Below are 22,598 nucleotides of genomic sequence, written 5' to 3'. Positions count from 1 at the left end.
TCGTCCTTTCAAATGATAAGCTCCCAAAGGATCATTCCTCGGGAGCTTTCGGCATTCTGTATAATCAAAAATCCACTGCAAGACTTTAACATTAATTGGGCAATAGCTATTTTACATCAATGTTAGATTTCGTCTTCGTACACAGTTGACTCATCCTGTGATACCTTTGTAAGTACACCTGCCGCTACTTCTTCAAGTGCTTTTCCTACATATTTATGAGAAACATACTTGTGTAAGCGTTCAGTATCTTGTTCTTCCTGCATTTGACGAGCACGTTTTGATGCTAGACTAACTAAAGAATACTTTGAATCGATTTCTTTTTTTAATGCATCTACTGATGGGTATAACATGGGTTTATTCTCCTCTCAACATTGACAAATATCTTTTTTCTACCCGTTCTCTACGACAATGCTCGGCTTTTATAATCGCATTTATACGATCACAAGCATTCGTCACTTCATCATTTTCAACTACATAATCATATAGGCTCATCATTTCAAGCTCTTCACTTGCAGTTGCAATACGCTTAGCAATAACCTCTGCTGTTTCCGTTCCTCTCCCAACTAAACGATCCTTTAATTCCGTTAAGCTAGGTGGTGCTAAGAAAATAAATAATGCATCTGGTGCCTTTTTCCGAATTTGCGCTGCACCCTGCACTTCAATCTCTAAAAACACATCACGTCCTGCATCAAGTGTTTCATTCACATAGGTTAATGGCGTACCATAGTAATTCCCTACAAATTCAGCGTGCTCCAACAAGCCACCCTGTTCAATTAGCACTTCAAATTCTTCACGTGTCTTGAAAAAATAGTCTACACCATCTACTTCACCTTCGCGAGGATTTCGTGTTGTCATTGAGATGGAATACTCATAATTCGTATTCGGCTGAGAAAATAATTCTTTTCGCACTGTCCCTTTACCTACACCAGATGGGCCAGATAGAACAATTAATAATCCACGTTCTTTTATCATTTATTCTCTATATCTCCCTTAATTTATAACAGATGCAATTGGCTATTCAATATTTTGAACCTGCTCACGCATCTTTTCTAAAATTGTCTTCGCTTGAACTACTGCTACGGCGGCCTCTGTAGATTGATTTTTGGAGCCAATCGTATTAATTTCACGATGAATCTCCTGCATTAAAAAGTCTAATTTACGCCCGATTGAAATCGTTTCTAATAACGTTTCATCCAGTTGAATAAAGTGACTATCTAAGCGGTCCAATTCTTCGGTAATGTCCACCCGTTCTGCAAATATCGCTACTTCTGCAAGTAAGCGATCCTCGAACAACTCGCCATCTGCTATTTCAGCAATCCGTTCCAATAATCGTGTACGATATTTTTCTACAGCTAGTGAGGAGAATGAACGAATCTCGTTCACCTGTTCCGTTAACTGCTCCTTATATTGTACGACAACATCCTGCAGCTCTTGCCCCTCACGCTCACGCATTTGAAGCAATTGCTCAATTGCTTGCGTAACCGCCATTTCCACAGCACTTAGTAAATCCTCAGGTGTAAGCTGTGGTTTTTCCTGGACAAGTGCTTGTTCAAGTGAGAGCAACTCCTGCATCGTCCATTTTTCTTCTAGCGGTACTTTTTTTGCTAATTCCTCTTTTGCCTTACGATACGCTTCAATTAATGACCAATTAATTTCAATAGATTGCTCAACATTTTCTAAATCCTTCACATAAACCATCACATCAATTTTGCCGCGTGACAAAGCTTGTGAAATTAATTTCTTTGCAAAAATTTCTGCTTCAAGCCATTCTTTCGGAAATTTTGCATGAATTTCTAAAAAACGATGGTTGACCGAGCGCATTTCTACAGTTAATTGAAAGTCCCTTGTTGTTGTGACACCTCTGCCAAAACCAGTCATACTACGCACCAAGGTTCGTCACACCTTTCTTTGCATACTGGGATTATTATAACATAAGCTCTGCCATTTATGACGTCTCACCTTAAAAAAATCAATAGAGCAAAAGCTAATTCTACCACATCTGAAGCTATATTTTAATATTCACCCAAAAAATGCTATGATAAACATTAGAATAGTGCATTTGTGCTACCTAAATGAAACATAAGACACCGATGCATTATGAAACTACAACAAATACGAAAGTACCAAGCAGATTTATATCGTTGGAAAGAGGAAATCATATGGCATTTGATGGCTTATTTACTTACTCAATGACAGCAGACCTACAACAATTGGTAACAGGTCGGATTACTAAGATACATCAACCGAATGCACAGGAGGTTGTACTTCACATTCGTGCGAATGGAAGTAATCATAAATTACTTTTTTCAATTCATCCTTCTTATGCGCGTGTTCATCTTACAGAGCAATCCATTGAAAATCCTGCAGAACCACCAATGTTTTGTATGCTATTACGAAAGCACTTAGATGGTGGTTTTATTTCTTCTATTAAACAGCATAATTTTGATCGCATTATAATAGTAGAAATTGAAAGTAAAAATGAAATTGGCGACCCTATCATAAGGGAGCTCCACGCTGAAATTATGGGGCGTCATAGTAATCTATTATTAATCGATAAGGAGCAGGGAAAAATAGTCGATAGCTTAAAGCATTTGCCACCTTCTGTGAATAGTTTCCGCACAGTGCTACCCGGTCAGCCTTATATTGCTCCTCCAGCTCAAAATAAATGGCACCCACTTACCGTAACGGCTGAACAGTTAACAAGCTTTTTCTCTGAAACAAAATCTACTAAAGATATTGTTTCTCAATTTATGGGCTTCTCTCCGTTACATGCTGAGGAATTACTGTTCCGATTAAAGGATACAAAAGATATGGTTGATTGCTTTCAAAATTTTATTGCTTCCTTCCAACATGGTGGAACACAGCCAATGTATGTAATAGCAAATAATAAAACTTACTTCTCCCCAATCGCTTTAACACATTTACAAGGAATTGTTACCAACTATTCAAATGTGCATGAGCTACTTGATCGTGTATTTTTTGCACGTGCTGAGAGAGATCGTGTTAAACAACAGGCTGGTGATTTAGAGAGATGGCTGCAAAATGAAATTGATAAGCTGACATTAAAAATTAAAAAGCTTAATAAAGACTATGAGCATGCCTCAAGGCTTGACCAGTTTCAATTATATGGTGAACTGCTAATGGCAAATATGTATGCATTCGAAAAGGGTGTAAAGGAAGTCACTGTCACGAACTACTATAGTGAAACTGGAGAGGAAATCACTATACCAGTCAGTGAACGTAAGACTCCAATTGAAAATGCACAAAGCTACTATACAAAATACACAAAGGCTAAAAATGCACTTATTATGGTTCAGGAACAGTTAGAAAAAACGAAGGACGAGATTTCGTATTTTGAAATGCTCGCACAGCAGGTTCAACAAGCAGCGCCAAGTGATATTGAAGAAATCCGTGAAGAGTTAGCAGAACAAGGCTATTTAAAATTACGTCATGCTCGAAAAAAGAAAAAACATGCTAAGCCTGAACCAGAACGGTATGTATCTTCAACAGGTGTAGCGATATCTGTAGGGAAAAATAATAAACAAAACGATATGCTGACATTTAAAATAGCTAAACGCACAGATATTTGGCTCCATACAAAAGATATTCCAGGTTCACATGTAGTGATTCATATGAGTGAACCAGACGAAACTACTCTACGTGAAGCGGCAACACTGGCTGCCTATTTTTCAAAAGCAAGGGACTCCTCTTCTGTTCCAGTAGATTACACAGAAATCCGTCAGGTAAAAAAACCAAATGGAGCTAAACCCGGATTTGTTATTTATTTTGAACAAAAAACTTTATTCATTGATCCAGATGAAACTGTTATTTTACAGTTAAAAAAACAATCATAAACTTGATGTTCAAAAAAATGCTTTTAGGAATCAAGATGATCTTTTTAATGAAATACGTCAAAGGAAACTTATTAGAGAATCTATTTACTATGACGAAACTAAAGTTTTATGTGCAGAACTCATCCATAGTATTGCAAATTTTCTACACAAAATTACCTTGACCAGTTTGTTTTTCTATACAAAGTAAAGAGGGAGTAGGATATGTGAAGTATCGTATTCCTTCTTTATTTTAATCACCACGCAATCCTTACTATAGCTGTATTAAATTTTTCTTTCTCCTACTCTTTTTTCACAGCAAATGTTCCTTATTATAATAGCGTTTAAAAAACTTATGAATAATCTGTACTGTTTATATAACGTGTTATTGACTTCCACCTTTCTAAAAGGCTAAATTTAAGTATAAAAAAAATTATATTTGTATTTTGGAAAGGGCGTATCTCTATGACTGTAGGCAGAAAGTTAAGCTTTGGTTTTTTCACAATCATCCTCACCCTAATTATTTCTTTGTTAATCATGTTTTTTCAGTTTACCAACATCGAAAGAAAGGTTGAAAATGCACTTGAAAATCGTGTCGCCCTAGTAGAATTAGCGGATAATATTCAATTTGAACTAGCAATGCAAGGTCTTTTTATTCGCGCAATATTTATTGAAGATAAAGCAACTAACCAGGAAAATTTCTCTAAATATGCTGGAATGCTAGATGAGCATGTAAATGAAATTATGCAAAAATCAGATTCATCGGAAATGGATACTTATGCGAAGGATTTAAATACATATAATGATGCTTTTAATAAAGCGGCGGATGAAGCTCTGGCACTTCATAATGCTGGAAAACTTGAAGAGGCTTTACAAAAAGTAAATAGGGAGGTTGAACAAGCGAACAAAGGGCTACTAGAAGTATCTGAAAAAATTGTAAGCTACCAAAAGAACCAGCTTGATCTTGTAACGAAAGAATCGAAACAAGCCGTAGCCAATTCACAAATAATCTCGATTATTGCTATTCTTCTAGGATTAATCATAGGGATACTACTAATGTTGTATGTGCAGCGTACTATTTCCAAGCCTTTAAAATTAACAGTTATCGCAGCCAATAACATAGCAAATGGTGAATTATATCATGAAGATATTAGCCATCAGTCTAAAGATGAGATAGGTCAGCTTTTTACCGCATTTAACACAATGAAAAACAGCTTACGGAACTTGTTAACTCATATACAAGGTAACACAGAACATTTAACGGCTTCCGCTGAAGAGCTTTCTGCCTCTACTGAAGAAATTTCTGCTTCAGCTAATGAAGTCACTAGAAGTATAACTGAAACAGCAAACGTAGCTTCTGCTGCTACCATTGCTGCAAATGAGAGTGCACATGCTATGGATGAAACAGCAGTAGGGGTTCAGCGAATAGCAGAAGCAACCCAACAACTACATCAAAACGCTGTCACAACAACGGAATTAGCCAATAACGGTAGTACTACTGCAAATGAAGCTCAACAACAAATGAATGTCATCTATGACTCTACTCAAATGATTAATAATCTTGTTCAGAAATTAAGCAAACAATCTGAAGAAATTAGCAACATCACTACGGTCATTACAGCTATCACGGAACAAACGAATTTATTAGCACTAAATGCTGCAATAGAAGCAGCACGGGCTGGTGAGCATGGGAAAGGCTTTGCTGTAGTGGCTGATGAGGTTCGTAAATTAGCCGAAGAATCAAAGCAATCTGCCAATAAAATTGTCAATTTAACGCAAGAAATACAAGGAGATACGCAAAATGTAGAGAAAGCTGTTGAGAGTGGTCTACAATCTGTAGCAGATGGTGTAAAAATGATAGGTCATGCCGGAACAGCTTTTGAAGCCATTGTAGAAGCTATTAATACTATGACTGATCAAATTGAAGATATATCTGCTACCTCTGAAGAAATATCTGCTAGTGCAGAACAGGTCGCTGCATCTGTCGCTGAGATTGCAAATGGCGCCTCTGCTAGCGCAGCCCATACACAAATTGTTGCTGAATCTAGCAAAGAACAAGCTGCTACGATGCAACAAATAAACCAGGTTGCTACTGATTTAAGCGAAAAATCCTTTGATCTACAAACACAAATTAGCCAATTTAAACTGTAAACATGGTAGCAGTGCATTTTAAAACAAAAAATGCACTGCTTTATTTATCAATAAACCTTTTCCTACCCGTTTCTCATTTACAAAATTCGCCAATAGCACATTAATGATAACTGAGTTTGCTGTTGATCATATAGCTCATAGACTTTAATCCAGATTGTTATAATAACTATATGCAGGCACTTTCCTTCTAAGCGAGACAAATGAACTTCTCCACAAAACAACCGTTTAAAAACACCTTGAATATAACTATTTCTACCATTTAATAGATACCAAATCCTATATGTAGATAAATGATGATTTATGTCATTTTTACATACATTGTTGCATATTCAAACACCTCATAAATTATTTCAAGAAAATTTATCTTATTTAAAACACTTCCCATCCAATACAATTATTTCTTAAAAAAGGCACATTTTTTCATACATTTACTTTACTTCTTCTTTTTTCAGCATCAAAACAAAGAATCTTAGATAAATACAAAACAAGATTCTTATATATCAATAATAGATAAAAGTATTCATGTTTCGACATAGGAAATTACAAAAAATTACCTGAATAAGAAACTAAATCACTTAGTTTTACAAAGATTTTCTACAAATCCATACAATTCTCTTAATAGCTCACATCTATGACTTTTGAATCATTTTTCAAATACCATTGATATTATCAAAAGAATAGGAATTTTCGGTATAGTATGTCATTTTTTTGTTTTTGTTTTATTTTTGATATATATAATACAAAAACATCAAATTATTATCAATTAACCACTTTCACTTGTTAATGTGATAAATCGAAAAAATTTATTATTCTATTAGATGTCAGATAATACTATATAAATTTGAATCTTTTTTATTTTGTGCACAATGATTTTTTTGGTATATTAAATAGGAGCTTCAAAGAAGGCTTAAAATTGTATAAGGGGGATTTACATGAATAAAAACAAAAAGTTTTTATTACTAACAGTTCTTGCAGTATTTTCTTTAGTACTTGCTGCATGTGGCTTCGGTGGAGATTCGTCTGAAAAATCAAAAGACGAGGGCAAAGATTCTGGTTCTACAGGAACAGCTTCTAAAAATCTTAACTTAGTAGTAGCTTCTGAACCACCATCTTTACATCCACAACTTGCGACAGATTCAACATCTAGCGCAGTATTAATTAACATTTTTGAAGGTCTAACTCGTTTAGACAAAGAAGGTACACCAACTCCTGCAATGGCAGAGAAATGGGAAGTAAGCCCAGATGGACTTACTTATACTTTCAATTTACGTGATGCTAAATGGACAAACGGAGATCCAGTAACTGCTGGTGACTTCGAATATGCTTGGAAATGGGCTTTAAATCCTGATAACCTATCTGAATATGCTTCTGTATTCTACCCAATTAAAGGGGCTCAAGCTTATAACGATGGTAAAGGTTCTGCAGACGATGTAGGAATCAAAGTTCAAGATGATAAAACATTAGTTGTAACATTAGAAAACCCAACTGCTTACTTCTTAGAATTAACAGCTTTCAAAACTTACTTACCTATTAACCCAAAAGTAGTTGAAGGTAACGATGAATGGTATACAGATGCTGGTGAAAACTATGTAACAAACGGACCTTTCACTTTAGATACTTGGAAACACAGTGCTTCAATCACTCTTAAGAAAAATGCTGATTACTGGGATGCTGCAAATGTAGACCTAGAAACAGTTAATATCGGTATGGTTGAAAACGAAGCAACTGCAGTAACAAAGTTTAAAAATAAAGAAATTGACTATTTAGGTTCTCCATATCAAACAGTTGCACTTGATGCAATTGATGGTTTCAAAGCTGATGGCTCATTACAAATTAATGACTACGCAGCAATTTATTGGTACAAATTTAACACTAAAGACAAAATTACTGGAAACGCTAACATCCGTAAAGCATTAACATTAGCTATCGATCGTCAAGGCTTAATCGACAATGTTACTAAAGGTGAACAAAAACCTGCTTTAGGTATGGTTCCAACTGCAATCTCTGGTTTCGAAGAAGACCGCGGTTATTATAAAGATAATGATATTGAAGGTGCAAAAGCTGCACTTGCAGCTGGTATGAAAGAACTTGGCATTACTGATCCAAAAGAAATCAGCATCAATCTTTCATTTAACACAAGTGAGGCACATGCTGCTATCGCTCAATATATCCAAGAGGGCTGGAGCAAAAAGCTTGGTATTACAACAAACCTTGATAACTCTGAATGGCAAGTGTATCTAGAAAAGCTTAACCAATTAGACTACCAAATCGGTCGTATGGGCTGGATCGCTGACTACAACGATGCTTATACATTCTTAGAGATGTATGATACTGCCGCAAATGGTAACAATGATACAGGTTGGGAAAACCCACAATATGCAGAGCTATTGAAAAAATCAATTGCTGAATTAGACACTGCTAAGCGTGCTGAATACTTAAAACAGGCTGAAGCAATTGCTATGACTGAATTCCCAATTGCACCAATCTACTACTACACTAACTTATATGTAAAAGACGATAAAGTACAAAATATGTCTCCAGATAGAATTGGTAACATCCAACTTAAAGATGTTAAAATTGTTGAAACTGAAAAAAAATAATTGATTCTATCTCTTAATTAAGCTCTATAAAAAGAGCTGCCTCGTAGTCACTTCGGCACGAGTCAGCTCTTTTTAAAATACGAAGGCATATATTTGTCTGAAAATTGACAAATAGAAGGAGGAGTTTTATGTGATTAAATATATTTTGAAAAGGCTGATGTATATACTTCTCGCGCTTTTCGTCATCGTAACGGCTACGTTTTTCTTAATGCGTCTCGCTCCAGGAAGTCCATTTGCAAGTGAACGTAATTTCCCACCTCAAATCGAGGAGAAGTTAAACGAAACGTATGGATTAAATAACCCTTGGTATATTCAATATAAAGATTATTTAATCGATACGGCCTCTTTCAATTTCGGTGAATCCATGAAATATAAAGCGCGTTCAACAAATGATATCATTTCTGAAAGTTTCCCAGTATCTTTAACACTTGGGATTGAAGCTATGCTATTAGCAATTGGTTTCGGTATATTAATAGGCGTAATTGCCGCGCTTTATCATAATAAGTTCCCGGATTATTTGGCAACGTCCTTTGCGGTGCTAGGTATATCGGTACCATCATTTATCTTAGCAGGTTTAATGCAGTATTTCTTAGCTTATAAATTGAACTTATTCCCAGTTAGTGGATGGGAGGGCTTTAAATATAGTATACTCCCTGCCCTTGCAATCGCTTTCACACATATGGGCTTTATTGCAAAACTGACTCGTTCTAGCATGCTTGAGCAAAATAGCAGTGATTATGTAAAAATGGCTCGTGCAAAAGGAATTAGAAAGTGGACAATCGTTTACCGTCATACTTTACGTAACGCTTTACTTCCAGTTGTTACTTATCTTGGTCCATTATCAGCTGGTGTTTTAACAGGTAGTTTCATTGTAGAGCAAATTTTCGCTATTCCTGGACTTGGGAAACACTTTGTACAAAGTATTACAAACCGTGACTATACAGTAATTATGGGTACGACTGTGTTCTATTCCATCATCCTTTTATTTGCGGTGCTAATCGTTGATATTTTATATAGTGTGATTGATCCGCGTATTAAACTGAAAGGAGCGAAAAAATAATGACACAGCAACAAATTGAAAAAGATAAATTTAAAATTGTTGGTGGGAATCATGAAGCAACTGAAAAATTAGCTGATAAATCTGTCTCCTTCTGGAAAGAAGTATTTATCCGCTTTTCACATAATAAAATGGCAATATTTGGCCTAGTAGTTCTGATTCTTATTATTTTAATGGCAATATTTGCACCAATGTTCTCTCCGTATAAATATAGTGATCAGCTAGGTTCTTTTAATGCTCCACCATCTTCTCAGTTTTGGTTTGGTACAGATGATTTAGGTCGTGATATTTTTGTTCGTATTTGGGCTGGTGCTCGTATCTCTCTATTCATCGGGATTACAGCTGCAATTATTGACTTAATCATTGGCGTATTATGGGGAAGTATTTCTGGTCTAGCAGGCGGTCGTGTGGATAATATTATGATGCGTATTGCCGATGTTCTTACAGCTGTTCCTTACCTTTTAGTAGTAATCGTACTTTTAGTAGTATTACAGCCAGGTTTGGTACCAATGATTATCGCTCTATCTATTACAGGTTGGATTAATATGGCTCGTATCGTACGAGGAGAGGTATTATCCATTAAAAATCAAGAATATGTACTTGCTGCACGTACATTAGGCGCTAATACTGGTCATTTAATTTTAAAACATTTAATTCCAAATGCTTTAGGGGCAATTTTAGTTACAATGACATTAACTATTCCTTCAGCTATTTTTACTGAATCATTCCTTAGCTATCTTGGGCTAGGTGTTCCTGCACCACATGCTTCTTGGGGTACAATGGCCTCTGAAGGAAATAAAGCCATTGCGAATGCTCCTTGGCGCTTGATTTTCCCAGCAATATTTATCTCACTAACAATCTTTGCGTTTAACGCAGTTGGTGACGGCTTACGCGATGCACTAGATCCAAAACTACGTAAATAAGGAGGTGGCCGAAATGAGTAAAACAATTCTTGAAGTAAAAGATTTACGAATAAACTTTAAAACTTATGCAGGGCTTGTTCATGCTGTACGTGGTGTTAACTTTGATTTAAAGGAAGGTGAAACACTCGCTATAGTAGGTGAATCAGGTTCAGGTAAAAGTGTTACGAGTAATGCGTTAATGAAACTAATTCCACAGCCACCTGGTATTTATGAGTCAGGACAGATTTTATTCAATGGCCGTGATTTAGTTCCGTTAAGTGATAAAGCAATGTCAAAAGTACGCGGAAATGAAATTGCAATGATTTTCCAAGATCCTATGACAAGTTTAAATCCAACTATGAAGGTCGGACGTCAAATAACTGAAGTAATTTTACAACACAAAAAAGTATCTAAAGCAGATGCAAAAAAACGTGCAATTGAGCTTTTAACACAGGTAGGTATCCCCTTCCCTGAGAAACGCTATAACCAATATCCACATGAGTTTTCAGGTGGTATGCGTCAGCGTGTTGTTATTGCTATCGCTCTTGCAGCTGATCCAAAGCTGTTAATTGCCGATGAGCCTACAACAGCCCTAGACGTTACAATTCAAGCTCAAATTTTAGAGCTTATGAAAGAAATACAAAAAAATTCGAAAACATCTATCATTTTCATTACGCATGATTTAGGTGTTGTTGCCAACATCGCTGACCGTGTTGCTGTTATGTACGCTGGTCAAATCGTGGAATATGGTACTGTAAATGATATTTTCTATAATCCTAAGCATCCTTATACATGGGGTCTTCTTGGATCAATGCCAGACTTAGATAACGACACAGATGAGCTATTACGTACGATTCCTGGTTCACCGCCAGATCTTACGAACCCTCCAAAGGGCGATGCTTTTGCTGCACGTAATGAATTCGCAATGGCTATTGATTATGAACAAGAGCCACCTATGTTCCAAGTAAGTGAAACACATTTCGCCAAAACTTGGCTGCTGCATCCAGACGCACCAAAAATACCACTTCCAGAAGCTGTTGCTAAACGTATTGAAGGGTATTTAGCAAAGGAGGCACAACAACATGACTAAAGCGAGTACTAAAAAAATTCTTGAAATCAAAAATTTAAAGCAGTATTTTGGATCACCAAGTAACCCGATTAAAGCTGTTGATGGAATTAGCTTCGATGTATATGAGGGTGAAACGCTTGGTCTTGTAGGTGAATCAGGCTGTGGTAAGTCAACAACTGGCCGTTCCATTATTCGCCTATATGATATTACAGATGGTGAAATTATTTTTGATGGCGAAAATGTTCATGGTAAAAAATCTAAAAATGAACTAAAAAATTTCAATCGTCAAATGCAAATGATTTTCCAAGATCCATATGCTTCTTTAAATCCACGTATGACGGCTGGAGAAATCATTGGTGAAGCCTTTGATATTCATGGTCTTTACAAAAATAAAAATGAACGCCGTGAAAAGATTACTCAATTACTAGAGGCTGTTGGCTTAAATAAAGAGCACGCCAACCGTTATGCGCATGAATTCTCTGGTGGTCAGCGTCAACGTATTGGGATTGCTCGTGCCCTAAGCTTAGATCCAAAATTCATCATTGCCGATGAACCTATCTCAGCACTGGACGTATCCATTCAAGCGCAAGTGGTTAACCTGCTAAAGCAGCTTCAAAAAGAGCGCGGCTTAACATATCTATTTATTGCCCATGACTTATCCATGGTTAAATACATCAGCGACCGTATCGCTGTAATGTACCGTGGGAAAATCATGGAAATCGGTAAGGCAGACGATATTTATAATAATCCTGTACATCCGTATACAAAATCTTTATTATCAGCCATCCCACTTCCTGACCCAATGTCGGAAAAGCGCCGTCAACGTATTCCATACAAGCATACAGAGGTGGATGATAGTGCAACATACCATGAAGTCGGCAATCAACACTATGTTTATGGTACAGCTGATTTAGTGAAAACTTGGGTTGCTAATCGATAATTACTTATACATCCATCCAATAGAAAACTCTATTGGATGGATTTTTTATATTGATATATTAGACACCTTTAACATTGATTAAAGCCCGCTACTACCTTCTTGATTTTGGATTTAAAGCATCTTTTAAGCCTTCGCCGATAAAGTTTATCGACAAGATGACTAGTGTGATAGCTGTAGCTGGTGGTACCCACATCCAAAGCTTGTTTTTTAATACATCTGAATTTCTAGCCTCAAATAGCATATTTCCCCAGCTAGGTGTGTCAGCAGGTACTCCCATTCCTAAAAAACTTAAACTGGATTCTGCCACAATTGTCACTGCCATCAATAATGTTGCCTGTACAATAATCGTGGAGGCAACATTGGGTAGTAAATGCTTTACAATGATTTTTGTGGACTTACAGCCAATTGATTGAGCTGCTAAGATATATTCATTTTCTTTCTCAGCAAGAATTCTACTACGTACGATTCTTGCAACACTTCCCCAAGTTAAAATCGAGATAACAATGATTAATGTCCATAATCCAGATATTTTCCCAGTAAGAAGAGTATTTAATACAATACAAAATACTAAAAACGGAAACATTAATACAAAATCGGTAAATCGCATTAACAGCTGCTCAATCTTTCCTCCAAAATATCCTGAAATCGCTCCTACCGTAGTACCGATTACCACGATAAAAATCATACAGCCCAATCCAACTGTTAAAGAGGATCTTCCCGCGTAAAGCATTCTTGTAAAAACATCACGTCCATTCGTATCTGTTCCTAGCCAATGCTCGCTCGATGGAGGTAGACTTATATTTGTAAGATCTACACGCACAATATCTTTTGTCGTAATATAGGGAGCTAAAAAAGATAGAATAATAACTAGCAACAAAAAGAGCAGACTAGTCATAGCTAATTTATTTTTAACGAACTTTCGTCTTGCAATCACCCATGGTGAGGGGCTTTTCTTCGGTGTTTTCGGAGATAATATTTCTTGATTAGTAACAAATGTCATGCTTCCCCCTCCTTAATCTAGTCTAATACGCGGATCTACCACACCATATAATAAATCCGCTACTAAATTCCCAAACAGTGTTAAAAACGAAAGTAACATAGTGATCGACATCATGACTGCATAATCTCTTCTTCCAACAGATTCTAAGAATAGTGCACCTATACCTGGATAAGTAAAGATCGTTTCTGTTATGACTGCTCCACTAATTAAGGTTGCAATATCAAAACCAAGATACGTGATAATTGGAATGATTGAGTTTCGTAAAATATGTTTATTATATATTTTTGATTCCTTTGTCCCCTTTGCTCTTGCAGTCCTTACAAAATCTTTTCTACTATTTTCAATAATGTCATTGCGCAAAAATTGTGTATAGGATGCCGTTCCCATCAATCCTAATATTAGTGCAGGTAATAAAACATGATGTAGTTTGCTGATATAATAATTAAAGGTCCCTTCCATTACGCCTACTCCTACAGAGCCATTGAAAGGGAACCAACCTAGCTTAAAGGAAAAAAAGTAAATAGCAACAATTCCTGCAACAAATGATGGAATCGCTAAAGCTAAGTAATTATAGGTCGCAATCAAATTATCCCCAAGTGTATAAGGTTTTCGTCCAGCATACATCCCCATAATAAAAGCAAAAATATATGTGAAAAATAATGATACTACTGCCAAAAATATGGTATTAGGTATTCGCTGGGCAATAATCTCTGCAGCTGGCTTTTTATAAACTGTTGATTTTCCAAAATCCCCTTGTACAAAATTAGCGACCCATCTACCGTATTGTGTGATAATTGGATCATTATAGCCTAACTTATCTCTCATTTCCTCGATGTATTGTGGATTCGTATTAGATGGATCAATTTCTCCACCAAACGGATCACCTGGCATCATTTTTGCTAAAAAGAACACCACCAACGAAATAAGGAGTAACAATGGGATCATGCCTAGTAGTCTTCGAAGTGTATATTGAAGCATGTAAGCGTCTCCTTATCTATAAATTTGCTAAATAGATCCTCCTATAGAGGAAGGACCTATTTAGCAGGATTTGGCCTCTAATCTATTCCTTTATATTCCATTTATAAACATCTGTTTGGAAACCAACAGCATTGATATGAACACCTTGTAATCGATTATTAATACCATATAAATCTAAATTTTCCCATAATGGAAGTGCAGGTACCTCTTCATTGAAATACTTTTGCCATTCAACATATGTTTTCATACGTTTTACTTTATCGAATGCCTCTTCACTTAAGCCCTTATCTAATAATTTTTGATTCTGTTCGTCTACCCAGCGACCATAATTCCATTCTGCATTATTCCCCCATAAACCAGATGGATCTGGGTCAGAGCCAGTACTCCAAGAACCGAAGAATGCTTCTAAAGCAGTGTCATCATTATCTTTCATATCGTTATATAAATTAAATTCAATTAAAGTACCTGTAGCCAATTCTGTTTTTACACCAATATCATTCCAAGATTGAATAATGGCCTGAGATCGACCCTCAAATGCTGCAGGACCGGCATAATGACCAAATGAAATTTTGAATGGTTTTCCATTTGGATCTTCTACAAATCCATCACCATCTATATCTACATATCCAGCAGTTTTTAGCAGTTCTTTAGCCTTTTCTGCATTGTATTCATATTTATTCAGTTCAGATTCCTCTGCAGCAATCCAAAATGCACGTGGAATCACAGTGTTCGCAACTTCAGCTTTTCCTTCTAAGAAAGCATCGATCATTGCTGGACGATTAATCGCATACAATAGTGCCTGACGCAATTCTTTTGATTTAAACTTATCAAAATCTGCTACATTTGTAAGTGTAGCTTTATCACGGTGACCAAAACGAAGACCTATATAAGAATAAGATACACCTGTAGTTTCTTCAATGCGCACATTGTTTAATGCTGATAATTCTTTAACAGATTGTGGTCTTATATTCATAATGTCAATTTCACCGTTTTGGAACGCACCTGTTGCTAAAGATGGATCTATAACTTTAACAATCACGCCATCTAGCTGTGGTTTGCCCTTCCAGTAATCATCAAAACGCTCTAATTCAGAATACTCGCCATCTACTACTTTTTTCACCTTAAATGGCCCTAAGCCTACGGGATTTTCACGAACCTGCTTTGACTCCTCTAAATCTTTAATAGCAATACCTTCATAATGTTTCTTTGGCATTGGATAATTCCAAAGATTTTCTAAGTTATTAATCTTTACTTTTTCGAAGGTAATTTTTACTGTGTATGGATCAACGACTTCAATGCCTTCAATTTTATCTGCTTTCCCCTCCTTTTTAGCTACTGCCCCTTTAATATTTTCAGCATAATTGAAACGAGGACCTTCATACTCTGGATTTGCTAATGTTTCTAATGCATACACCCAGTCATCAACGGTTAACTCCTCACCATTATGCCACTTTACACCTTTCTTAAAGCTAAATGTATACGTTAATTTATCCTCACTAATTTCCCAGGTTGCTAGGTGTGGAATATATTCTAACTCATCATTCACATCATAAATACCATCCATTGTAAAGTTTTGAATATAGCCGTCTACAACACTTCCTGCATACGCAGGATCAAATACTCCCTCAGGAGCCTGGTCCGTACCAAATGTTACAATTCCTCCTTCATTTGCTTCATTAGTTGTTGCAGAATTGTCCTTCTCTTTGTCCCCTTCTTTTTCCTGTGTCGATGTGTCACTATTACATGCTGCTAAAAATAGAACCATAACGAGCATTAGCATGAATGACCATAATGCTGATTTTTTCATTTTTTTCCCCCCGTGAATTTTATTTTGTCATTATTTAATTCTCATAATGATTTTCTAATATAAATGGCATGCAACTCTATGTCCTAACTTCACCTCCTTTAAGGCTGGTTTTGATAATGAACACTCTCTCATTGCCTTTGGGCACCGTGGATGGAATGGGCATCCTTTTGGAGGATTAGCTGGACTTGGAATATCCCCTTCTAACACAATGCGATTGCTTTTCTTTCTTGGATCAGGTACTGGAATAGCAGAAATTAACGCCTGTGTGTAAGGATGTAACGGTTCATCATAGATATGTTCTTTGTCTGCTATTTCCACGATATTTCCTAAATACATTACACCAATACGGTCACTCATATGCTTGACAACACTTAAATCATGAGCAATAAATAAAAACGTTAAATCAAACTCATTTTGTAGCTCTTTTAATAGATTAAGAACTTGCGATTGCACAGACACATCTAATGCCGAAACAGGCTCATCTGCTATAATAAGTTTTGGCCGGAGTGCGAGTGCTCTTGCAATACCTATTCGTTGACGCTGACCGCCTGAAAATTCATGAGCATACTTATAATAAGCATCTTCTGGTAATCCTACTTTACTTAAAAGCTCTATAACTTCATTTTTTAACGATTTAAGTGATCTATTATGGTAATTCATTATAGGCTCAGCTATAATACTGCCCACCATTTGCATGGGGTTTAATGAGGCATATGGATCCTGAAATACCATTTGTATATCTTTCCGTATTTCTCTTAATGATTTCCCTTGCAATTTTGTTATATTTTTACCATTAAAAATAATTTTTCCATCCGTTGCGTCCAATAACCTTAAAATGGTACGACCGGTTGTCGATTTTCCGCAACCTGATTCACCAACTAACCCCAATGTCTCTCCATTTTTAATAGAAAACGAAATAGTATCAACGGCTTTAACATAACCTACAGTATGTCTAAATAAGCCACCTTTGATGGGATAATATGTTTTTAAATCAATAATTTCTAATAAATTCTCTTGTTTTGCTGTTGTTTGATTCATACTGTCAGCTCACACCCTTTCTAGTATTACATTTTTCATCAATTTCGCCTTGATGTAATTGCGTCTGGGATTTTGAATTGTGCCCAGGCCTGCACGAGGGCCGATACGACGTCGGTCATTTCGGTAATGCCACAGGACGTGGCGTTTTTACCGAGGCAGGTCAGTTAGCCGTTTTCGCAGGATGCGAAGGTTTTAGGCTAACATCCTTTATTCATTCCTTTGAAAATCCGTGACTTCCGCCAGAGGCTTTAGGCCAACAGATGTTTTTTGTGCGAAATCGTAGTGCTAACGCAGCAGCGGCAACACGTTGTTGGTCACTCAGGCGTTTTCACAGGATGTGAGATCTTAGCCTGAGTTCCTCTATTTCAGTAGGTGTTTGGAAACCTATTGAAAAGGAACCAAAACCGCGTTCATCTTACCACCTGTAAAAGTGGTAGTCTTCTACTGATGAAGATAAAGTAAACAAGATACCTCATGCTGATCACCTATAAAGGCAAGCTGTGGTGTAACGTTACTACATTCAGACATTGCCGATGGGCATCTATCTACAAATCGGCAGCCAACTTGAGGCATATTTTTTAAGGAAGGGACAATCCCTTTAATAGTGGATAATTCATTTACTTCAACATCTATTCTTGGAATTGAAGCCATTAATAACTTTGTATAAGGATGTTTAGGCTTGTAAAACAGGTTATCAACATTTGTTCGTTCAACAATTTTCCCCGCATACATAATTATTACCTCATCGCACATTTCTGCAACTACACCTAGATCGTGAGTAATTAGCACAATAGACATTTTATTTTTCTCTTGTATATTTTTCAGTAATTCAAGAATTTGGGCTTGAACGGTTACATCTAAAGCAGTTGTAGGTTCGTCAGCGATTAAAAGTCTAGGCTGACATGCAATGGCAATGGCAATCATCACTCTTTGTCTCATTCCACCTGACAATTGATGAGGATATTCATCAACGATTTTTTCAGCTCTTGGAATACCTACTTGCTTTAACAGGTCAATTGCTTTGCTTCTAACCTCAGCTTTTGACATTTTGCTATGGTTCAACATAATTTCTTCGATTTGTGAGCCTATTGTAAAAACCGGATTTAATGATGTCATCGGTTCTTGAAAAATCATACTAATATCTTTTCCTCGAATTTTATTCATCTCATCGTTTGTATGATGCTCAATATTTTTTCCATGAAATCTGATTTCACCACCAGTGATTTTTCCAATTCCCTGTGGAAGAAGCTGCATAATTGAAAGGGACATTACACTTTTACCACATCCTGATTCTCCTACTATTCCAATAATTTGACCTGATTTAACTGAAAATGAAACATCATCTACTGCATGATATATTTCGCCATCTATATCAAAACCAGTTTTAAGATTTTTCACTTCTAACATTAAACTCATCTATTATCACACCTTTTATTTTATTTTTTTACTTAAAATAATAATTAATTTATGTAGTACAGTTTATAAATATCTTGCATATAATCTCTAAATAAATATTCATCCAACAGATTAAAAATCTATTTCAATATCATTTTTCGACAAAAAAACACTAATTTCGAAGTCCAAATACTCTGTTATATATTACTAGATTCATTACCAAACAAAATAATAGCAATCAAAAATCCAACTGATGTAATATTCTGATAATTGAGCGTAATGCTATTTTATCTAGAAATAACACCGTAAATCAAGTGATTTTTTTAAATTCTTATTACCTTATATACAAAATAAACCATACAACTATTCCAATTTCCGTTAAAATATTTTTATTTCTATCAAATGAATATTTGTTCATTTGTTACTTCGTCTGCATAAAGTATCATTTTTTTATTATTTAAATATAATAAAAAATAATATAATATTTTATTACTTTCTCTTACATAATCTACATTTAATTGGTATTTCCTATTATTTTAGTTATTTTGACGAATTGCTATATTTTCAGTTTTTCTGTTTTCAATTTTTGTAAATAATTTTTTCTATTAACACATTAATAAATAGAAGTGAATTATATTACAGCAGAAAAATAATTTGCTTTAAGCAAGTAAACCGCGCACTGTTACATACTTCTTCTTATTTTTATTTGGCTAATTATAAATATCATTTCTGCTGATTTAGTAAAAAAAACGACTATCGATAAAAATATCGATAGTCGTTTTTAAGCATTTCTTTGATATATTGATTTAAGATTAAAGCGCTCCAGCCTTTAATTTTTCATGCCACTCCTTAAGGAATGGGATATCCGCTTCTTGAATAGCACCTGATTCATTAGCTGCTTCTATTAAATAATCAAAGTTTGTTAATGATACATATTGAATGTTAGCTTGATCGAATGCTTGTTCAGCACGTGGAAGATTATAAGTGTAGACACAAACAACGCCTAGCACCTCACACCCTGCTGCCCGCAAAGCTTCTACCGCTGTAATAGATGAACCACCTGTAGAAACGATATCTTCTACTACCACTACTTTTTGACCCGCTGCGTATTTTCCTTCGATTTGATTGCCACGTCCGTGCTCTTTTGCCTTAGAACGTACATAAACCATTGGTAAATCTAGAATATCACTTACCCAAGCAGCATGGGGAATACCTGCTGTTGCTGTACCTGCAACGATTTCTGTTGCACCAAAGTTTTCCTTGATCAGTGATGCTAAGCCGTTTGCTAATTGTTTACGAATAACAGGATCTGAGATTGTCAGACGTGTATCGCAGTAAATTGGCGATTGAATGCCTGATGCCCATGTAAATAGCTCTGTAGGATTGAGTTCCACTGCTCCTACTTTTAACATTGCGTGTGCGATTTCATTTTGTAATGTCATATTTATGCCTCCCATAATTCACTTACAATTTTATATGCTGCTACTGGATCTTCTGCACCTGTTACGGCACGTCCAACGACAATTAGTGAAGAGCCATCACGTTTTGCTCCGTCCGGTGTGGCAATACGCTTTTGATCGTGTGCATCGCCTCCTGCTAAACGAATACCTGGCGTCACACGTAGAAAATCATCTCCGCATACCTCTGCTATCGCTTTAGCCTCGTGAACGGAGCAAACAACACCTTGTAAACCAGCCTGTTTTGTGAGACTTGCATAGTGCAAGACAGACTCCTTTAAAGATAGGGCAATTCTTTGCTCCGCTTGCATTTGATCCTCAGTTGTTGATGTTAATTGTGTAACAGCAATTAATGAAGGACGATTCTTTCCTGCAGGTGTTCCTGCTTCCAACCCTTCCAGTGCTGCCTCCATCATTGGACGTCCGCCTGCCGCATGGACATTGACTAAATCTACCCCTAATTTTGCTAGGCCCTTCATGGCAGAGCCAACTGTATTCGGGATATCATGTAATTTTAAATCAAGGAAAATATCATGGCCTAAATCCTTTACTTTACGGACAATATCTGGCCCTTCTTGCATATATAATTCCATACCAATTTTCACGAAAAGAGACTCATTGAACTGTTTTAGAAAATCAAATACTTCTTTTTCTCCAGGAAAATCTAGTGCTAGAATAGGTTTGGTATTCATCAACGATGGCTCCTTCCGATAATCTCTGAAATATGCTCAACACCTAGTTTGTCAAGCTTTGCTGGTAATTCATCAATAATAGTTGGGCATACGAAATGATCGACAAAGTTTGCTGTCCCCACTGCAACTGCAGATGCACCAGCCGACATAAAGTCAATAACGTCTTGTGCCTCTGTTACACCACCCATTCCAATAATCGGGATATTGACAGCCTTATATACCTCATAGACCATCCGAATAGCCACTGGTTTTACAGCAGGACCAGATAAACCACCTGTACCATTGGCAATTACAGGCTTACCAGTACGTTCATCCAGACGCATTCCAATTAACGTATTAATCATTGTAATACCGTCAGCACCACCCGCTTCAACAGCTTGGGCAATGTCTACTATACTTGTTACATTAGGGGATAGTTTTACATAAACAGGCACCTCAGACACTGCTTTAACCGCTTCTACCAGCTCACGTGCTGTTGCGGGATCAGTACCAAATTGAATCCCCCCACATTTTACGTTTGGACAGGAAATGTTAAGTTCTAATGCTCTTACATTGGTCGCAGTGGAAATACGTCGAGCAACCTCTACATAATCTGCTGTCTCTGTACCAGCTACATTTGCAATGATTGGCACATTATAGCCCTCTAGAAACTTTAATTCTTCATTCATGACTTTGTCAATGCCAGGGTTTTGTAGGCCTATTGCATTTAACATCCCTGCTGCTGTTTCTGCCACACGAGGAGTAGGATTGCCTGGTCGTGTTTCTACAGTTGTTGCTTTAATCATTATAGCGCCAAGCTTTGATAAATCGTATAGTTGAGCATATTCTCGACCAAATCCAAAGCAGCCTGATGCTGGCATTATTGGATTTTTTAAATCTAAGCCTGGTAATTGTATTGTTAATCGACTCATAATGCCACCGTACCTTTCGGGAAAACTGGACCATCAGAGCATACTTTAACATAGTCTTTTGCTACTTGGTCTGTTGTTTTACATACACAAGCAAAGCAAGCACCAATACCGCAGCCCATACGTTCTTCAAATGATAGATAGCCCTCTTTTTCAGGGTAAAAGCCTTCAAGTGCTTTTAACATTGGTAGCGGACCACAGGAATAAAAGACATCAAACTCAGGTGCTCGTGACTCTAATACATTCGTGACAAAGCCCTTTGTGCCCTTAGAGCCATCGACCGTTACATAATGTGTTTCACCAAGTGCGCTGAATTCTTTCTCATAAAAGCACACATCCTCTGTTTGGAAGCCTAACACATGAATTGTTTTCACACCACGTGCGTTTAATTGCTTAGAAAGCTCATGTAATGGTGGTACACCGATTCCTCCACCGACTAAAAGAGCTGTCCCTCCCTCTCTTACTGCGTCAACAGGGAATCCATTACCTATTGGCCCCAATACATTTACAAGCTGACCTTCACGATTCGTCGCTAAAACCTTAGTCCCACGACCTTCTGCTCGATAAATCATCGTAAATTCGTTGTTATCTTTATCTATGTTTGCAATACTGATTGGTCGACGTAAAAGCGGCTCCAATGAATCTGACACCTTTACATGGACAAACTGGCCAGGAGTCATATCCTGAACCAGTTCACCATGAAGTGTCAATTCGAAAATGTTTGTCGCTATTTGCTTTTGAGAGACGACCGTCATTTTCTCTTGACGTATCATA

At 36.6% G+C, this 22,598-nt stretch carries 19 protein-coding genes; 7 read left to right on the top strand and 12 right to left on the bottom strand.

Going from position 1 to position 22,598, the window contains the following annotated elements; all coding sequences use genetic code 11:
• Positions 1-122 precede the first annotated feature (122 nt).
• The 3 genes from rpoZ to AC1RNS_RS06545 are packed head-to-tail and all read right to left on the bottom strand — an operon-like array spanning position 123 to position 1,890.
• Positions 123-350, bottom strand: coding sequence for a DNA-directed RNA polymerase subunit omega (gene rpoZ, locus AC1RNS_RS06555; RefSeq protein ID WP_004227380.1), 228 nt, complete (start codon positions 348-350; stop codon positions 123-125).
• Between the two features lie 4 nt (positions 351-354).
• The gene (gmk, locus tag AC1RNS_RS06550; RefSeq protein WP_492991527.1) at positions 355-972 is read right to left on the bottom strand and encodes a guanylate kinase; all 618 of its coding nucleotides are present in this window, start codon (positions 970-972) and stop codon (positions 355-357) included.
• 42 nt (positions 973-1,014) lie between these two features.
• Complete coding sequence (locus tag AC1RNS_RS06545) at positions 1,015-1,890, bottom strand: YicC/YloC family endoribonuclease (protein WP_492991526.1); 876 nt, start codon at positions 1,888-1,890, stop codon at positions 1,015-1,017.
• A 269-nt stretch (positions 1,891-2,159) separates the two neighbouring features.
• On the opposite strand from AC1RNS_RS06545, the gene AC1RNS_RS06540 reads away from it, so the two are divergent.
• From AC1RNS_RS06540 to AC1RNS_RS06510, 7 genes are all read left to right on the top strand, one after another.
• Positions 2,160-3,854 carry an Rqc2 family fibronectin-binding protein gene (locus AC1RNS_RS06540; RefSeq protein WP_492991525.1) on the top strand — a complete coding sequence of 565 codons (1,695 nt, stop codon included), beginning with the start codon at positions 2,160-2,162 and terminating at the stop codon, positions 3,852-3,854.
• Between the two features lie 441 nt (positions 3,855-4,295).
• Positions 4,296-5,981, top strand: coding sequence for a methyl-accepting chemotaxis protein (locus AC1RNS_RS06535; protein WP_492991524.1), 1,686 nt, complete (start codon positions 4,296-4,298; stop codon positions 5,979-5,981).
• A 932-nt stretch (positions 5,982-6,913) separates the two neighbouring features.
• A complete protein-coding gene (locus AC1RNS_RS06530) occupies positions 6,914-8,581 on the top strand; it encodes a peptide ABC transporter substrate-binding protein (protein ID WP_492991523.1) in 1,668 nt (555 codons plus the stop codon).
• Between the two features lie 130 nt (positions 8,582-8,711).
• Complete coding sequence (locus tag AC1RNS_RS06525; RefSeq protein ID WP_492991522.1) at positions 8,712-9,641, top strand: ABC transporter permease; 930 nt, start codon at positions 8,712-8,714, stop codon at positions 9,639-9,641.
• Positions 9,641-10,561, top strand: coding sequence for an ABC transporter permease (locus AC1RNS_RS06520; RefSeq protein WP_492991521.1), 921 nt, complete (start codon positions 9,641-9,643; stop codon positions 10,559-10,561). The genes AC1RNS_RS06525 and AC1RNS_RS06520 overlap by 1 nt, the downstream gene beginning before the upstream one ends.
• 13 nt (positions 10,562-10,574) lie before the next feature.
• Positions 10,575-11,630, top strand: a complete 1,056-nt coding sequence (locus AC1RNS_RS06515; protein WP_492991520.1) for an ABC transporter ATP-binding protein — start codon at positions 10,575-10,577, stop codon at positions 11,628-11,630.
• Complete coding sequence (locus AC1RNS_RS06510) at positions 11,623-12,549, top strand: ABC transporter ATP-binding protein (protein ID WP_492991519.1); 927 nt, start codon at positions 11,623-11,625, stop codon at positions 12,547-12,549. The genes AC1RNS_RS06515 and AC1RNS_RS06510 overlap by 8 nt, the downstream gene beginning before the upstream one ends.
• 91 nt (positions 12,550-12,640) lie before the next feature.
• On the opposite strand, the gene opp4C is transcribed toward AC1RNS_RS06510, so the two are convergent.
• From opp4C to AC1RNS_RS06465, 9 genes are all read right to left on the bottom strand, one after another.
• Complete coding sequence (gene opp4C, locus AC1RNS_RS06505; protein ID WP_492991518.1) at positions 12,641-13,549, bottom strand: oligopeptide ABC transporter permease; 909 nt, start codon at positions 13,547-13,549, stop codon at positions 12,641-12,643.
• 12 nt (positions 13,550-13,561) lie between these two features.
• Complete coding sequence (gene opp4B / locus AC1RNS_RS06500) at positions 13,562-14,527, bottom strand: oligopeptide ABC transporter permease (RefSeq protein WP_492991517.1); 966 nt, start codon at positions 14,525-14,527, stop codon at positions 13,562-13,564.
• An 82-nt stretch (positions 14,528-14,609) separates the two neighbouring features.
• Entirely contained in the window at positions 14,610-16,334 is a 1,725-nt protein-coding gene (gene opp4A, locus AC1RNS_RS06495) for an oligopeptide ABC transporter substrate-binding protein (RefSeq protein WP_492991516.1), read from the bottom strand.
• A gap of 54 nt (positions 16,335-16,388) precedes the next feature.
• Positions 16,389-17,372 (bottom strand): ABC transporter ATP-binding protein, encoded by a 984-nt coding sequence (locus tag AC1RNS_RS06490; protein ID WP_492991515.1) that lies wholly within the window; start codon positions 17,370-17,372, stop codon positions 16,389-16,391.
• Positions 17,373-17,813: 441 nt separating this feature from the next.
• Positions 17,814-18,788 (bottom strand): ABC transporter ATP-binding protein, encoded by a 975-nt coding sequence (locus AC1RNS_RS06485; protein WP_492991514.1) that lies wholly within the window; start codon positions 18,786-18,788, stop codon positions 17,814-17,816.
• A 791-nt stretch (positions 18,789-19,579) separates the two neighbouring features.
• Positions 19,580-20,209, bottom strand: coding sequence for an orotate phosphoribosyltransferase (gene pyrE, locus AC1RNS_RS06480; protein ID WP_492991513.1), 630 nt, complete (start codon positions 20,207-20,209; stop codon positions 19,580-19,582).
• Positions 20,210-20,211: 2 nt separating this feature from the next.
• Positions 20,212-20,916, bottom strand: a complete 705-nt coding sequence (pyrF, locus tag AC1RNS_RS06475) for an orotidine-5'-phosphate decarboxylase (RefSeq protein WP_492991512.1) — start codon at positions 20,914-20,916, stop codon at positions 20,212-20,214.
• On the bottom strand, positions 20,916-21,827 hold the full coding sequence (locus tag AC1RNS_RS06470; RefSeq protein ID WP_492991511.1) for a dihydroorotate dehydrogenase: 912 nt from the start codon (positions 21,825-21,827) through the stop codon (positions 20,916-20,918). The genes pyrF and AC1RNS_RS06470 overlap by 1 nt, the downstream gene beginning before the upstream one ends.
• On the bottom strand, positions 21,824-22,597 hold the full coding sequence (locus tag AC1RNS_RS06465) for a dihydroorotate dehydrogenase electron transfer subunit (RefSeq protein WP_492991510.1): 774 nt from the start codon (positions 22,595-22,597) through the stop codon (positions 21,824-21,826). The genes AC1RNS_RS06470 and AC1RNS_RS06465 overlap by 4 nt, the downstream gene beginning before the upstream one ends.
• Between the last annotated feature and the right edge of the window lies 1 nt (position 22,598).

The organism is Lysinibacillus sp. GW821-FHT14F06 (assembly GCF_058803665.1).
This window is presented reverse-complemented; position numbering and strand designations above follow the sequence as displayed.